Raw genomic sequence first — 16,555 nt, 5'->3', positions numbered from 1 at the left:
TGATGTTGAGGAGAGCGGAAGGAGAGGGAAATCAGCAGGAATCAGTTCCTTGTGTTCAGTCTGATTGAACCTCCGACTGACTTGTCGATGCGCGAGTCGCGGACAGTGAAGGTAGAGCCTTTGATTGCGCCTCCTGACGATGCCGAGAAGGAGCCTTTGACGGAAGTTCCGCCTCCAAGTTTGATTGTGGCTCCGGACGATGCTTCGCAGTCAATGTCCTTGGTTGTGGCGGTTGAGAGAGAGATGGCGGCACCGGATGATACGTCGAGTTCGGCTTTGTCGGCATTGAGACTCTTGATATTGACAACTGAACCGGAGGATGCGTCCACTTCAATCTTGCGGCAACTGATGGCGGAGAAGTTGACGACAGCACCTGAGGAGACATCTATTTCCATTTTTTTGCTGCCGGTGTTCATTGCGGTGTTGCAGCGGATCGATGCGCCGGATGAGGCTTCAATGTCGTCGACCATTGGAGCGATGACGGTGACCACCACGCCTTTGATGCGGTTGCCGGAACGGCTCCCCATTTTGTTGGCTTTAGGGGAGATTTTGAGAGTTTTTCCACTGATGCGCACATCCACTTCATTGATGCGTTTTGTGTCGCCTGTGATTTTTACCGTGCGCTGACCACCGGATGTGGGCTGATAGATGATCTTGACACCTGCGCTTGCGTCGAGGGCAGAGAATGATTGCTTGATGTTGAGCACACGGGTCTCGGCTTCTGCAGTGAAGGCTGCAAGCCCGGCGATGAGGAGAAAGAGTGTAAAGATTGATTTTTTCATCGTCTTTAGGGTATTTGGGAGATTAATAATTCAAGTAGAGGCACCGTTTCGATGCATTTACATATATAAGACGTGAAAGAATGTGAATAGTTACACTCTAATGCTGAAAATTTGTTTATTTATCAGTAAATGGCTCATGTTCAAGCCATTTTTTTTGCTCGGTCAAAAGGAGTTGTATCATAATTCAATATTTCCGTTTCTCGATACAGAAGTAAAAAAGTGCATAAGAAACAAAAGATATATTTTTGTAGGATTGAGAGTTACCTTCATATCCATTGTTGTAAAATCTTTTGTCCCTTATGCTCTTTTGTGCTTTTGTATCTCTTGTGTCGGTTCGATACAGTTCCTTTAAGGACCGTTTATACCTGAGCGGTTTTCTTTTTGGAGAAAAGGCGGTCGATGATGGCAGCGAGGGCGCCGTCGCCGGTGACGTTGCAAGCTGTACCGAAGCTGTCCATCGCGATGTAGAGTGCGATCATCAGGGCTACCATCTGTTCGTCGAAACCGAGGATGGACTGCAGGAGGCCGATTGAGGCCATAATGGCTCCTCCGGGAATACCGGGAGCTGCGATGATGGTGATTCCGAGCATCCCGATGAAATGGCAGAAAAGGGAGAGGTCATGGGGCTGGTTGTGCATAATCATCAGAGCAAGGGCGCAGGCTACAATTTTGAGGGTGCTTCCGCTCATGTGGATGGTCGCGCAGAGGGGGATGACAAAGCCTGCGATGTCTTCACTGACGCCCATCTTTATGGCCTGTCGGAGTGTCACGGGGATGGTGGCTGCTGACGACTGTGTGCCAAGGGCCGTGAAGTAGGCCGGGAGCATGGTGCGGAGCATACTGAACGGATTCTTCCGCGCGAAGAGGGCGGCGATGCAGTATTGAATCACAAGGATGAGGACATGGAGGATGAAGATGATGACGATAATCTTCATGAAGCATTTGAGTATCATCCCGACCTGACCCTCCATGGTCATGTTGAGGAAGATGCCGAAGATATAGATGGGCAGGAGGGGGAGGATGGCAGCATCGATGGTCTTGGAGACGATGTCGCGGAATTCCTCAAAGCCTCTGCGCAGGGCCGTCCCCTTGACAAAGGCCATTCCGAGACCGAGCATGAAGGCAAGCACGAGGGCCGTCATGACGGTCATGAGCGGTGGCATCTCAATGTTGAAGTAGGGGAGTACCTTGGTCGAATCCTCGGCCAGCGCTATTCCCTCTTCTCCACCGATGAGAGAGGGGAAGGTCAGTGAGCCTGTGAAATAGGAGAGCAGTCCGGCCATGAAGGTTGCGAAATAGGCGATGGCGGCGGTGACGAGGAGGAGTTTGCCTGCACGTCCTCCGATGTCGGCAATGGCGGGGGCCACGAAGCCGACGATAATCATCGGTATCATGAATCCGAGGAATTGGGAGAAGATGGCATTGAACGTGGCCATGGTGCTGGCAAACCACATCGGGGCGACATAGCCGATGGCTATGCCGACGACGATGGCTATGAGGATTCGGGGGAGGAGTCCGATTCTTTTCATGGGTGGTGCTGATTGGGTGGAAGTGGAATGGTTGTTCAAAGGGCGGCTGATGTTCTCCAGAGGGCAGAGGACGCATCGGAGGGCATACGCCAGTCGCCTCGGGGTGAGAGGCAGACGGAGCCTACCTTCGGGCCGTCGGGGAGGCATGAGCGCTTGAACTGCTGTGAGAAGAAGCGGCGGAAGAAGGTGGAGAGCCAATGGCGGATGGTCTCGTCGGGATATTCCTCAGCGGTGAAGGCGTGGCGGGCGAGGAGGTAGATGCGTTCGGGAGTGAAGCCGAAACGGAGAGTGTAGTATAGGAAGAAGTCGTGGAGTTCGTAGGGGCCGACGAGGTCTTCGGTTTTCTGCTTGATGTTGCCGTTGCTGTCGGCCGGGATGAGTTCGGGGCTGATTGGGGTGTCGATGATGTCAAGGAGGCATCGGCGCACGGTTGAGTCAGCGGGAGCTTCATCAGCAAAGTAACCGACGAGGTATTTTACGAGTGTCTTCGGTACGCCTGCATTGACTCCATACATCGACATGTGGTCACCATTATAAGTGGCCCATCCGAGGGCGAGTTCCGAGAGGTCGCCGGTGCCGAGGACTATGCCTCCGGTCTGGTTGGCTATGTCCATGAGGAGGAGTGTACGCTGTCGAGCCTGAGAGTTTTCGTAGGTGACATCGTGGATTGCGGGGTCGTGGTCAATGTCTTTGAAGTGTTGGGTGACGGCGGCTGCGATGGAGATTTCACGCATCGACACACCGAGGCCTTCCATGAGTTCGACGGCGTTGGTGTGGGTGCGGTCGGTGGTGCCGAATCCGGGCATGGTTACTCCGATGATGCCCTTGCGGTCGAGCCCGAGGCGATCGAATGTGCGCGCTGCGACGAGCAGTGCAAGCGTGGAGTCGAGTCCTCCGGAGATTCCGACGGTGAGGGTGGAGCAGTGGATTGCGTCAAGGCGCTTGGCAAGGGCAGCGACCTGGATGTTGATGATTTCCTCGCAGCGTTCGCGGCGTTCGGTATCGGATGAGGGTACGAAAGGATGAGGGTCGACGTAGCGCATGAGTGTGCGCGGTGCGGTGGTTGTGCACGGGGTCGTTTCTTCAGCTTCGCAGACGCAGGATCGGTCGTGACATTCGGCTTGCGCGCAGTCGGCAAAGGTGGTGGTATGGATGCGGTCGCGGTCGAGGGCTTCGATGTCGATGTCGACAATGGAGGTGTTGTCGGCAGGATCCCAGCGACGGTTGGCTTTGAGGATGGTGCCGTTTTCGGCTATGATTGCTTTGCCGTCGAATGTGAGGTCGGTGGACGATTCTCCCCACCCGGCTCCGGCGTAGGCATAGGCGCAGAGGCAGCGGGCTGATTGCTGACGCAGGAGCGATTGGAGATAGGCGTATTTGCCGATGAGGTCATCGGAGGCGGAGAGGTTGAGGATGACCTGTGCGCCCTGCATTGCCAGACGCGATGATGGTGGGATCGGAACCCATAGGTCCTCGCAGATTTCGATACCTATCTTTGCCCCGTTGGAACTGAAGATGCGTCCGGTTGACATTTCGAATTTTTCGCCCGCGATGTCGACGCGGAGGCTTTCGCCTTCCTGCAGAGGGCGCCACCAGCGGCGCTCGTAGAATTCGTTGTAGTTGGGAATGTATGTTTTGGCGACGAGGTCAACACGGCCGTTGCGGATGAAGGCGGCACAGTTGTAGAGCGCGCCGGCATGGCGGACCGGGAGGCCGACTGCGAAGTGGAGCGAGAGTGTGCGCGAGAGGTCGCGAAGTTCGATGAGTGCTTTTGCGGCGGCATCGAGCAATGTGGAATTGTGGAAGAGGTCGGCACAGGTATAGGCGGTCAGACACATTTCCGGGAAGACGGCTACTTCAACGCCGTTTGCTTCCAGTTCGGTGAGTTTGGCTTTGATTTGAGAGAGGTTGAAGTCAACGTCGGCTACCCTTACGGTGGGGGCGGCGGCGGCTACGCGTAGGAATCCGGAGTGCATGGGCTCTGTTGTGAGTTTTGAGTTTTTAGTTGTCAGTTTTGAGTTGACAGTTGTTTGGAGTTGTCAGTTGTGAGTTTTTAGTTGACAGTTGTCAGTTGTGAGTTGTCAGTTTTGGGTTGGGAGGAGGGTTGTTTGCTGTTTTGGGAGAGTTGGACCACGAATTTATGAATAATTTCTCGATTTTTGCCCATCTCTGTTGATATTTTTGGTGGAATGGTTTAACTTTGCGGTAATGCAGTTCTTTGACGGGACTGTGCGACTGACCTTTGACGCCTTAGTAGAGAAACAGATATGCACACGGATTTCATAAATCTTGGCTGGAACGGACTGTGGTGGAGCCTCGCTGTAGGCTATGCCGTGCTGATCCTCTGCGTCATTGCCATCGTCATCAGCGAGAACCGCAATCCGCTGAAGGCGTTGGGGTGGGTGACAGCGTTGCTGCTTTTCCCGGTGGGGGGTGTGGTGCTCTATTTCGTCTTTGGTCGCAGCATCCGCAATGTCAGGATGATTTCGCGGCGCAATCGCCGCAAGCTCCTGCGCCATGAGGGGACGCAGCCTCTGCCGAAGCTCGACGGCGCGCTGTCGCCGGAGAACCGTCAGCGCATCCGGTTGGCCTACAGTATCGGTGGCGCTAATCTCTACACCGGTAATGACCTGCGTTTCTTTTCCGACGGTGCATCATTCTTCGAGGAACTTTTCGACGACCTGCGCCATGCACGGGAGTATATAAATCTGCAGTTCTATATTATTGCTTCCGACCCTCTTGGCCGCCGTCTGCGCGACATCCTCATCGAACGTGCCCGTGCCGGGGTGAAAGTAAGGGTGATTTATGACTACATCGGGTCCTTCGATGCGCGCCGCCATGATTTCTTCCAGCGCATGAAGGAGAACGGTGTGGAGGTCCATTCCTTCTTCAAACTCTCGTTTCCCTCCCATGTCAACCGCCTCAACTGGCGCAACCACCGCAAGGTTGTTGTCATCGACGGGCGCGTGGGCTATATCGGAGGCATGAACGTGGCCGAGCGTTATCTCGGAGCTTCCTCCCCCGGCGGAAAGTGGCGCGACTCGGCTGTGCGTATCACCGGCCCATGTGTCGGAGCGTTGCAGTATCACTTCGCTGTCGACTGGAAGTTCATGGGCCACGATCTCCTCTGCGACCCTGTGAAGGCTCCGGATTTTCGTGGGGGAGCGCCGGATGTCGAGGATGCCACGCTTCAGGTGCTTGCCTCCGGCCCGAATGACCGTTGGGGCAACATGACTTTACTTTTCTACAAGGCCATTTCAACGGCGCGCCGTCGCGTATGGTTGCAGACTCCATATTTCCTCCCGAGCGAGGGACTGCTGAAGGCGCTTGAGAGTGCGGCACTCGCGGGGGTTGACGTGAGGGTGATGATGCCGCGCCGCTCTGATTCGCGGGTGCTGACTTTTGCATCTCATTCCTACGTCGAGGAGTGTCTGCTTGCGGGAATCAAGGTCTATCTTTACGATGCGGGAATGCTCCACGCGAAGGTGTTGATAGTCGACGATGATTTTTCGACTCTCGGCTCCACCAATTTCGATTTCCGCAGTCTGGAGCATAATTTTGAGGAGAATTTGGTGATGTATGCTCCCGGGGCAAACCGTGTGCTTGCCCGCTCGTTCGAGGCAGACGCGGCGGAATCGACACGCCTCAGACTGGCCGACTGGAACCGCCGAGAGCGTTCCCGCCGAGTTCAGGAATCGGTCTATAGGCTTCTCAGTCCGATATTGTAGTTTTTAGTTGTGGGTTTTTAGTTGTAAGTTTTTAGTTTTTAGGGCGATACAGACGGACATAAGAGCAGAAGTTTCAGAAGAGTTTTGATTTTCAGGATTAGGAATGTGAATATGAGATTTAAAAGTTTGATTTCACGGTTAGTTTTTGGTGTAATGGCGCTCTTCTGTGTGTCGTCGTGTGGCCCATCGGAAGTTGGGGAGACCCTTGCGGATGTGGAGAGATTTATGGATGAGCGTCCTGATTCGGCACTCGCGGTGCTTCGTGGTATTGAGGTGAAGGATATGAACCGCGCTTCGGACCGTGCGCTTTATGCGGTGCTGTTGACGCAGGCTCTTGACAAGAATCACGAGCCGCTTGCCGAGACTGATTCCATAATAAGCGAGGCGGTTGAGTTCTATTCGCGCCACTCGTCAGATACACGCCGGTTCATGCTTGCAAACTATTTCAATGGACGGGTGAAGTATCAGACTGAGGATTATCCGGAAAGTCTTGTGGCCATGTTCAAGGCACATGATCTCGCGACTGAAATCGACGATAAATTCTGGATGGGAATGTCGGCAAGAGGAATTGCGGATGTGTATCGCAGTACATATAACGCTGCTGATGCAGTGCGCTATTCTGAAATTGAGCTTGAAAATCTCAAGCGGACTGATAAATATGCCTATATCCACTATGCAATGTTAGATTTGGCAATTTCGTTATGCAACAACCGTGAAATTGAACGAAGTCAACAATTGTTGAAGGAAATTGCAGATTCCGCGCATGTGTCAGGTGATACATTCCTCTATAATGAGGCGATTCGCTCAATGGCTGTGTCTTATATCTCGGAAAATGAAAATGATAAGGCTATTGAGGCTTATAATGTGATATTTGCTTCCGGAAACGCGACCTTAAAAGACTCTATATATTTAGGTGTAGCATATAGTAGGATAGGTATGGCAAAAAAAGGTATGGACTTGTTTAAACACATGGAAAAAAGTAATAAATATGATTATTGGTTGAGATACGAAGTTTATAAAAAAGCAGGAATGATTGATTCCGCATTTGTAAATTTAGAAAAAATGAATGCTGAGGATAACTCCTCATTTATGGGGCGAGTAAATTTGGGATTGGCTACTTCATTAGCAAAATATTACGATTTGTCTAAATATGCTAATGCTATGGAGTTGAAAAATGCGCGTATGTTATCTGTGGGAATATTCATAGGTTTTATGATTATTTTATCTGTAATACTTTATTTTATAATAAGATATTATAGAATTTACAAAGGTAAGATGCGTCAAAATTATCTGTTGGCTAAAAATCTAAGAGAAGTGTTATCAATGAAAAAAACAGAATGTGTCGAAGCTCAGAATACTGTGCGGTTATTGTTAGATAAAAGGATTGAGATAGTTGAGACGCTTTGTAAAACATATAGAGATCAGGATAATTCTGCTTTAATTTACAGGCGGATTGATAAGGCAATGAAGGATTTCAGAACTGAAATAATGAGCAAATCCAGTGGTGTAGGACATTTTGAATCACTGGTGAATCAGTATTACGATAATGTGATGCGGGATTTAAGGTCTGAATTCCCTTCTTTGAAAGAGGTTGATTATAATGTCTATCTTTTTTCGGTTTTGGGATTTTCGTCAAGTACGATTATGTTTTTCCTTAAGGAAGAGAAAGTAGAGGTTATTTACGAAAGAAAACGAAGGATGAAGGATAGGATTAAACGATTGAGCAAATTTAAGCAAAGAAAATATTTAAAATATTTTGAATAATTTAGTCTTTAGTTCTTGTCATTTGTATAAAGCATAGTGACAGCTATTAATTGATTTTCAGCTGATTCTATGCAGGATTGCGTGGCCACCAAAAAAAGCTTTTTGGTGGCCACGCAATTGCTTTATAAATAGCGAGTTACGAAGATGAAGACCAGAAAAATAAATATTCGGCGATTTGGTAGTTATGAATGTTTTGTCCTAAATTTGTCGAAGATTCAAAACCAATTAAATAGTAACATGAATAAAATTATTTTGACTATTTCTTTTATGTTCGGTGTAGCTTTATGCCCGCATCAGATAAAAGCTGGAGCCGAAAACAATGGTGTTAAGACTTGTGATAATGTTGTGAGATTGCAGCAGGATGTACCAAGTAAAAGACCATCATCCCCTGCAAAGTACAGCATCGTGTGTGAGTATTCAAGCGGCTATCTAAGCTTTAAATTTCCACCGAATGTGGATGCTGTCAATATCATATTAGGGAATGAAATGTTTCCTGTATGGGTCGGATTTGTTAACAAAGTGAACCCGGAGGTTGAAATTCCTGAACTGCATGGGGAAGTACAGATTGTGTGCATCACAGATTCCGGAAGTATGTTCAAAGGAGTCTTGCAGTTTTAGTCATTCCATGAACTATCCATTAAGAAAATAAACTTGTAAAAACCAATAATACCACAAATGAAAAAAGAAATTTACTCTATGCTTGCATTGGCAAAATTGGATTATAATATTATCGCATTATAGAAGTTGTATATATGGATGGTATTTATGGAAAGATTGCATGAATCTCTCTATAAATGCTGCCTATAATCTTGTAGGATATATTAAACGTTGTGATATGTTAAATTCGAAGTTCCTGATTTTGGTGTTTTCATTGTTGATGATTTCGTGTCATTCTGATGAACCGGATTCTTTTTGGTGGGATGCGGCTTCCGCTAAGATTATAGAGCGGGATCTTGGCAATCTTCATCCTAAAAAGGTTCATTCCGAGCTTTTGTTTGGACATGTGGAGGAGTGTGATTTCAATGTGGTTGTAGATTATCCTGCTGAATGTAAGGAACGATTTGTGGCTGCATATTTTTCGCATGTAACTGCAACAACATCCATACTTCATTTGATTATCTCGCCCAATAATAGTGTGGTGAAGCGTGAAGCAGAGGTGATTGTCACCATCAATAAGCAAACTAAACGACTGAAAGTGGTGCAGAGGGGTGAAGAGGGTATATTGGTGACACAATCGGTTGCCGATCTGTATGAAAAGCGTGGTGGAACTGTTCCTTTCGATTTTTCGGGTATACTTACCGTAAAATGTCAATCCGATGTGGAGCTTTCGGCATCGCTTGTCAGTGAGGATGAGACTCCGTGGTGTGAAATGGAGTCATTTTCAAAGCTTGATGACGGAATCAGCTATGAGATTAAACTCCGTGTGGCTAAAAATGTGGGTTTGGGACGAATCGCAGGTTTGAGGCTTGAGGCCATTTCGGAAGAGGTGAAGAAGTTGCCCATACAGCAGGATCCAGCTCCATTCGATGATGAGGTAGTTGTGAAAACTACCCGAATGGGACAATTATGGGGTATGCTTGGGTTTGACAGGGAAAACTTCGGAAGAATATCCACACTTAAGATTGAAGGCATCCTTAATATGCTTGATATGGCCATGCTGGCATGGTGCGTGAATAAAGAAAATGTTGCAGAGGGGAATGTCAAGCTTGATTTAGGGGCTGCTCATCTTGCAATCAAATATGTTGATAATTATTATGCTAAATTCGGGGCTTCTTCAGGAGTGCTTGAAAAGGTGAGGCCCGAGGGATGGCAGGATGAGCGAGTGACTCCAAGGCTATTTTACGGTTCTACTGCTCTCGGTGAAATTATTCTGCCGGGCAATACCGAGTGTGTCGGGCTGAGCGCATTCGAGGAGTGTCGGTGTCTTTCAAGAGTGCAGGTGCCAAACGCGCTTTCCGTTATCGAAGGAAGGGCTTTTTCCGGTTGTAATAGACTAAAGACAGTGGCCATCGGAAAGAATTCCTGTCTGAATGAAATTTCGGATGGAGCGTTTTTGTGGACCAATATAGACACTATGTATTTACCTGAGACTTGCAGCCTTGAATCCGGCAGTTTGGGCATAGTACAGAATCTTTATGTGTGTTGGGATGAGCCGCCGGTGACGGGATTGAATAAGGTAAGGACGCTTTATGTCCCTTATGGTTGTAGGGAAAGATATCAGAAGTGTTATCCATCCAAAAACATTGTGGAATGGGATCCTGATACTTATGAGATGTAACTCATGTTAAAACTAATAAATATCTGAAACTATTATGAAAAATTGTCTTTGGCTTGTATTGGTCGCGTTGTTGTTTGCTTCCTGCAAGGAGGATGATGATTCTTCTTCGATAAGATTTGCAGTGGGGCAGGAGGATGTGTGCGAGACCGGAATCAATTTTGATTGGGAAGAAGGGGGATGGGCAACGGCTTTTACCTGTAAGGGTGGCATACAACCGATGGTTTCTTCTGAGATGTCGGTTGATGCGGGTGAGAAGTGGATGGAGGTCAAGAGTAAAGTGTCGGCAGGGTATGGAGAATTTGCCGTCATGGTCGAACCGAACCGCAGCAGTAAGATCCGTACGGGAGTGGTCACGATTACTGCAGGGCGTGAAATCAAGGAGATAAGGGTGACCCAGGACTGCTACGGAGGTCTCATTGTGGATCGGAAACCGCTCAGAGTGAAAAATAGCGGTGGAAGGGTCTCGTTCAGAATGTGGGCCAAGGGTAAACCAAGTGTGACGCTGCCTAATTTTGAATGGGCGGAGGTTGTTTCCTGCGAAAAGGATGAGGATGGCAATTATGAAGTTGTGATTGAGGCTGAAGACAACAGTGGCGGCTTCGGACGCATATTGCCTTTGCGAATATCGGCCAACAATCCGACTCCCATCGAGGGGTCTATCGATTTGCCATTGATTCAGGATCCGATGCAGTTTGGCGATACGGTTGTCGTTGTTAATTTGGGCTGTAGCGGAAAACTCAGCGTTTTGCTCGGAGAGGATGCTGCAAATATCGGACGTATAAAACATCTGGAATACCGTGGAGATTTGGATGATTACGATATGGGGCCTATTTTTGACTTTCTCCACCAGAGGGGTTCCGATTCCATCTCGATTGACTTGTCGAAAGCCAGCTTCAAGGGGTGTGCGCCTTCACCGTACTATTACTACACGCCTTTGACGCTCGTAGAGGGAATGCGGATTCTTTATGATGATATAATGCCGGATGGTATGTTCAGAGACATTGACAGGCTGGTCGAATGCCGGTTGCCAAAATATTTGAGGAATATAGGCAGGCGCGCGTTTGAGGGATGTGTCGGGTTGAAACGGATTTTTATTCCGCTGACGGTGGATGAAATAGGCGACAATGCCTTTGCCGGGTGCAGAAACCTTTGTGAAATCTATATCCATAAGCTGTCTGATATGAGGAAACTTGGCGACCGGGCATTCTTTACAAACGGGAGCGTAATTGAGTCATTGTTGTTTCCGGTATGTATGGAGGCCACTTCAAATGCCTTGAATGGACTTAAGGTGAAGAACCTGTATCTGGAGCAGGATACTCCTCCGGCGTGGATACCGGCAAGAAGCACACGGATTGACTCGCTCTATGTCCCCGCAGGAACTGTCGAGGCTTATCGCTCCGCTCCGGGATGGGGAGATGTCCCTGTCATCCTTCCTATTCCCGATGGATTCTGGAAGGAACCGTGGACAGAGGATGAGCCGGAGTGGTGGAAATATTGAATCCCGGGGGGCGTCAGGCGCCCCTCCGGGATTTGACAATAAAAAACGAAGGGTGGCCTCACGGTCATCCTTCGCTGCTTACACATAGTACTTAACGTCAGTGGATTTATAAATGTCTAATAATGCAAATGTCTCTTGATTTGTGGTTGAGAGTTTGTCTGTCTGTAACATTGACGGGGAGCCGGATTGTTTTACCTTTAATGTTTTTGAGCATTGCGCCCCTTCGATGTTGATGCAAAGTTATACTTTAATTTTGAAAAAACCTAATGGTGATTGTCTGCTTTAAAACACAACTTTGCGACATGTAGGAACCATGAGAGGGTAGTAGCGAAAAATTGACATTATCAACCCTTGGAGGCTTGCATTTTGTTAGGGCAGCGGGTGGGAAAGGCGTTAAAATGTAATTAAGTTAAAAAGTGTTAAGGCTTACTTTCCGTTTTCGATATATATCCGGATGTGGCGTGGATTTGGGGAGTATATAAAATAGGTGGGAACCGATTGGGACGGATTGGGGAAAAATCACTAACTTTGGGGTCGCGTTTTGCCGCCGCAGGTCCCGGAGGGTTCCGGCAGCGGCATTGGAAAAGGTTGGAGAGACGTGCAGCCGCAGGCTCCGCGCGTTTCCCCACCATACGTACGCTCACTCTCATACGCACAGAAGAAGATGAAAGAAGACAACAACAACAGCAGCAACAGCAACAATACGAAAATCGTGTCGGTCGGACAGATTGACATCGGCCTTCCCGCCGAGCGTCCCGAGCCCGACCTTACGGATCTCCCCATCATCGCCATGCGCGACCTCGTCCTCTTCCCCGGGGTCACATTCCCCATCACCCTTGCCCGGGAAAGCTCCGTCGCCACAGCCGCAGCGGCCTCCTCGGGCCATATCCCCGTCGGCATCTTCTGCCAGCGTGATCCGTCGACCGAGAGCCCCACGCTCGCCGACCTCTATGACCTCGGCGTGGTTGCCGACGTCCTCAAGACCTTCGACCTCCCCGACGGCACCCACACCGCCATCCTTTCGGCTCGCGGCAAGGTGCGCATTACAGGTGAGGGACGGGGCGCCGCAATCCCCGGCGCCCTCTCAGCCGAGGTCAAGCCTATCCATGACTCCACCTCGCGCCAGAGCGACAAGGAATTCATAGCCCTCGTCGATGACATCCGTCAGACGACGCTCAACATCCTCCATGCCGGCAACGACAAGATGAGCGATCTCGCCTTCAATATCGAGAACATCCCCGGCCCCCAGTTGCTCATCAACATCATCGCCACCCATTCGCCCTTCCCCGCCGACGTGAAGATTGAGCTACTGCGCAAGAACCGTATGAAGGACCGCGCTCAGCTCCTCCTCAGCCATCTTGCCCACAGCGAGGAGATGGCCGAAATCCGCGCGGAGGTTCACCGCAAGGCTCGCCGCAACATCGACGAGCAGCAGCGCAACGCCTTCCTCCAGCATCAGTTTGAAGTGTTGCGCGAGCAGCTCTACGGTGATGATGACGATTGCAGTGCGCTCGAAGAGAAAGCTGCCGGGCTTGACCTCCCTGAAAATGTCAAGCGCACTTTCGCCAAGGAACTTGAAAAGCTCCGCCGCCTCAATCCCCAGAGCCCTGACTACTCCGTGCAATATAGCTACCTTCAGCTCCTCACCGATCTCCCGTGGGGAAAATACAGCCATCTCGACGCAGATTTCCAGTCGGCCGAACGTATTCTCGACGAGGATCACTACGGACTCGAGAAGGTCAAGGAACGCATCCTTGAACAGCTTGCCGTCATGATGAACACCCCCGATGGTCGTTCGCCCATCATCTGCCTTGTCGGAGCACCAGGCGTGGGCAAGACCTCCCTCGGTCAGTCGATAGCCAAAGCACTCGGCAGGGCCTATCAGCGCGTATCGCTCGGCGGTCTCCATGATGAAGCAGAGATCCGCGGTCACCGCCGCACCTACATCGGAGCCATGCCCGGACGCATCATTGATGCCATCCGCCGCGCAGCCACCTCCAATCCGGTCCTTCTTCTCGATGAGATTGACAAGACCGGAAGTGACTTCAAGGGTGATCCCTCGTCGGCTCTGCTCGAAGTCCTCGACCCGGAGCAGAACAGCCATTTCCACGACAACTACGTCGATGTGGACTATGACCTCTCGCACGTCCTCTTCATCGCCACAGCCAACACCCTCTCCACCATCCCCCGTCCGCTCCTCGACCGCATGGAGATTATAGACATCTCCGGCTATCTACCAGAGGAGAAGATGGAGATTGCAAGAAGACACCTTGTTCCCCGTCTCGCCGCCGAAAACGGTTTCGGAAAGGATGAGATTACATTCTCCGACGCAGCCCTCACAAAAATCATCGAGAGCTACACCTCCGAGAGCGGAGTCCGTCTGCTCGAAAAGGAACTCGCGAAAGTTGTCCGCAAGATTGTGCTCGGCAAGATGCGCGGTGAGGCCTATCGTCTTCATGTCGAACCGGAGGATCTGCGCCGCTACCTCGGTGTAGAGACCTACACTCCGGAGCGCTACGAGGTGTCGGATACCCCGGGCGTTGCGACCGGTCTCGCATGGACGGCTGTCGGTGGCGAAATCCTCTTCATAGAATCCTCTTTCACCCACGGAAAAGGGGAGAAGCTCACCATCACCGGCAACCTTGGTGATGTCATGAAAGAATCCGCGGTCATAGCCACACAGGTGGTCAAGGCCCGTGCCTCGCGCTACGGTATGGATCCCGAAAGTTTCGACAACCGTCAGCTCCACATCCATGTCCCTGAAGGTGCCATTCCCAAGGATGGTCCCTCGGCAGGTATCACCATGTGCACTTCCATCCTTTCAGCTCTGACCGGACGTCCCGTGAAGCCCCGCCTTGCCATGACCGGCGAAATCACCCTCCGTGGGAAGGTTCTCCCCGTCGGTGGCATCAAGGAGAAGATACTCGCAGCCAAGCGCGCCGGAATCACCGACATCATCCTCTGCAGCGACAACCGCAAGAACATCGAGGACATCAAGCCGGTCTATATCGCAGGCCTTACGTTCCACTACGTCTCCACCATCGACGAAGTTTTCGCGATAGCTCTTGCGGAATAGTCCGGACGGATCGCCCGTGCTGTTTCCTTCAGATAATCTCAACCAGAAATCAACCCTCTATATAATAAGGTATGAAAAGAATCCTCCTCCACATCGGGCTTATGCTCATAGTCGCCGTAGTCATCGGCTGGCTCTCCATGATGTGGCTCGATGTGTGGACACGTCACGATCAGACAATCACGGTTCCCTCCGTCAAGTCCATGACCTATGAGAGCGCCGCGACCACGCTTGCCACGGAAGGTCTTGTGGCTGTCCTCAGCGACTCCGTCTATGACCGGACCACCCGTCCCGGAACGGTCATCGAGCAGAACCCGAAGGTCGGGACAATCGTCAAGGAAGGCCGTGAAATCTATCTCACCATCAATGCCTTCTCTCCCAAGATGGTCACACTCCCGACACTCACCGACATTTCCTTGCGTCAGGCCAAATCGATTCTTGAAGGTCTGGAGATAAAGAATGTGGTCGAGAAGCGCATCCCAAGCGAGTTCAAGGATCTTGTCCTCGGTGTCTACTATAAAGGACGCCGTCTTTCACCGGGTGCGCGTGTCCCTGTCAACTCTACCATTGAACTTGAAGTGGGGCAGGGCCTGACAGACGTTTACGAGGACACCGACAGTGTGGCTGAAGAGGCCGTCCCGACATCCGAACAGCTTAACCTTTTTGAATGACAGTCATGAAAGAGGTTGAGAAAAACATGGCCGCCACATCGGTCCCCGGTCCGATTGCTCCGTTTGACGATGCAGATATTGATGCCGAGGAGCTTGACGGGGCTGACGACGGAGGTAGCGGAGAACTGTATGAGCACTTCCGCTTCACCGTTGACAAAGGTCAGCAACTGTTGAGAATCGACAAGTATCTCGTCACGCGCCTTGAAAAATCCTCGCGCAACCGCATCCAGCAGGCTGCTGATGCGGGCTGCATCATCGTCAATGGTAAGCCTGTCAAGTCAAACTACCGCGTGAAGCCGCTTGACGACATCCGCATCGTGATGGACCGTCCGCGCTACGAACTGGAAATCATTCCGGAAGACATCCCCCTTGACATTGTCTATGAGGACGATGCACTCCTTGTGGTCAACAAGCCTGCCGGTCTCGTTGTCCATCCCGGTCACGGCAACTATTCCGGCACCCTTGTCAATGCCCTTGCATGGCATTTCCGCGACAATCCCGATTACGATGTGAGCGATCCGCGCCTCGGTCTCGTTCACCGTATTGATAAGGATACATCCGGACTGCTCGTCGTGGCCAAGACCCCCGATGCCAAGACCCATCTCGGCAAACAGTTTTTCAACAAGACAACGAAGCGCGAATACAACGCACTCGTCTGGGGTGTGCCTTCACCCTCTGTGGGCCGAATAGAAGGCAATATCGGACGCAACCCCAAGGACCGACTGCAGATGGCAGTGCTTCCCCCCGACGATCCTACGGGTAAACATGCCGTCACACACTACGAGGTTCTTGAGGATTTCATCCATGTGGCCCTTGTGAAATGCGTCCTTGAAACGGGGCGCACACATCAGATCCGCGTCCACATGCGCCATATCGGTCACCCCCTCTTCTCGGATGCACGCTATGGCGGCGACGTCATCCTCCGTGGCGAGCGCAACGGCTCATATCAGAAGTTCATAGGTAACTGCTTCGAGCTTTGTCCCCGTCAGGCCCTCCATGCCAGAACCCTCGGATTCGTACATCCGGATACGGGAGAAGAAATGTTTTTCACCGCCCCGATTCCCGCTGACATGACCGCCCTTATTGAAAAATGGCGCGCCTATACTAAAAATAGCGGAAAATAGGGTGAGAATCTTCTTCTCCCAATCGGTTGGAGGGGTATTTGTCAACTCTTTGTCGATTCAGGTGTTAAAATAACGTTAAATCACTTGACATCGGCTTCCGCAGGTTGT

11 protein-coding genes are annotated in these 16,555 nt (G+C 50.7%); 8 read left to right on the top strand and 3 right to left on the bottom strand.

The window, feature by feature from the left end:
- Positions 1-41: 41 nt before the first annotated feature.
- The 3 genes from QZ310_RS07035 to QZ310_RS07025 form a co-directional block, all read right to left on the bottom strand.
- The gene (locus QZ310_RS07035) at positions 42-782 is read right to left on the bottom strand and encodes a DUF2807 domain-containing protein (protein ID WP_297071797.1); all 741 of its coding nucleotides are present in this window, start codon (positions 780-782) and stop codon (positions 42-44) included.
- A gap of 359 nt (positions 783-1,141) precedes the next feature.
- Positions 1,142-2,311 carry a dicarboxylate/amino acid:cation symporter gene (locus QZ310_RS07030; RefSeq protein ID WP_297071796.1) on the bottom strand — a complete coding sequence of 390 codons (1,170 nt, stop codon included), beginning with the start codon at positions 2,309-2,311 and terminating at the stop codon, positions 1,142-1,144.
- Positions 2,312-2,346: 35 nt separating this feature from the next.
- A complete protein-coding gene (locus QZ310_RS07025; protein ID WP_297071795.1) occupies positions 2,347-4,287 on the bottom strand; it encodes an NAD(+) synthase in 1,941 nt (646 codons plus the stop codon).
- A 291-nt stretch (positions 4,288-4,578) separates the two neighbouring features.
- On the opposite strand from QZ310_RS07025, the gene cls reads away from it, so the two are divergent.
- The 8 genes from cls (at position 4,579) to QZ310_RS06985 (ending at position 16,447) form a co-directional block, all read left to right on the top strand.
- The gene (cls, locus tag QZ310_RS07020; RefSeq protein ID WP_297071794.1) at positions 4,579-6,039 is read left to right on the top strand and encodes a cardiolipin synthase; all 1,461 of its coding nucleotides are present in this window, start codon (positions 4,579-4,581) and stop codon (positions 6,037-6,039) included.
- Positions 6,040-6,264: 225 nt separating this feature from the next.
- Positions 6,265-7,803, top strand: a complete 1,539-nt coding sequence (locus QZ310_RS07015) for a hypothetical protein (RefSeq protein WP_297071793.1) — start codon at positions 6,265-6,267, stop codon at positions 7,801-7,803.
- A gap of 237 nt (positions 7,804-8,040) precedes the next feature.
- A complete protein-coding gene (locus QZ310_RS07010) occupies positions 8,041-8,421 on the top strand; it encodes a hypothetical protein (protein WP_297071792.1) in 381 nt (126 codons plus the stop codon).
- A gap of 160 nt (positions 8,422-8,581) precedes the next feature.
- Positions 8,582-10,081, top strand: a complete 1,500-nt coding sequence (locus QZ310_RS07005; protein WP_297071791.1) for a leucine-rich repeat protein — start codon at positions 8,582-8,584, stop codon at positions 10,079-10,081.
- Between the two features lie 34 nt (positions 10,082-10,115).
- Positions 10,116-11,579, top strand: coding sequence for a leucine-rich repeat protein (locus QZ310_RS07000; RefSeq protein WP_297071790.1), 1,464 nt, complete (start codon positions 10,116-10,118; stop codon positions 11,577-11,579).
- Between the two features lie 664 nt (positions 11,580-12,243).
- A complete protein-coding gene (gene lon, locus QZ310_RS06995) occupies positions 12,244-14,655 on the top strand; it encodes an endopeptidase La (RefSeq protein WP_297071789.1) in 2,412 nt (803 codons plus the stop codon).
- Positions 14,656-14,726: 71 nt separating this feature from the next.
- Positions 14,727-15,323, top strand: coding sequence for a PASTA domain-containing protein (locus tag QZ310_RS06990; RefSeq protein ID WP_297071788.1), 597 nt, complete (start codon positions 14,727-14,729; stop codon positions 15,321-15,323).
- 26 nt (positions 15,324-15,349) lie between these two features.
- Positions 15,350-16,447: an RluA family pseudouridine synthase gene (locus QZ310_RS06985; RefSeq protein ID WP_297071820.1), complete on the top strand. Its 1,098-nt coding sequence runs from the start codon at positions 15,350-15,352 to the stop codon at positions 16,445-16,447.
- Positions 16,448-16,555: the final 108 nt, after the last annotated feature.

Origin of the sequence: uncultured Duncaniella sp. (genome assembly GCF_910577345.1) — a bacterium.
Classification (GTDB): Bacteria; Bacteroidota; Bacteroidia; order Bacteroidales; family Muribaculaceae; genus Duncaniella.
This window is presented reverse-complemented; position numbering and strand designations above follow the sequence as displayed.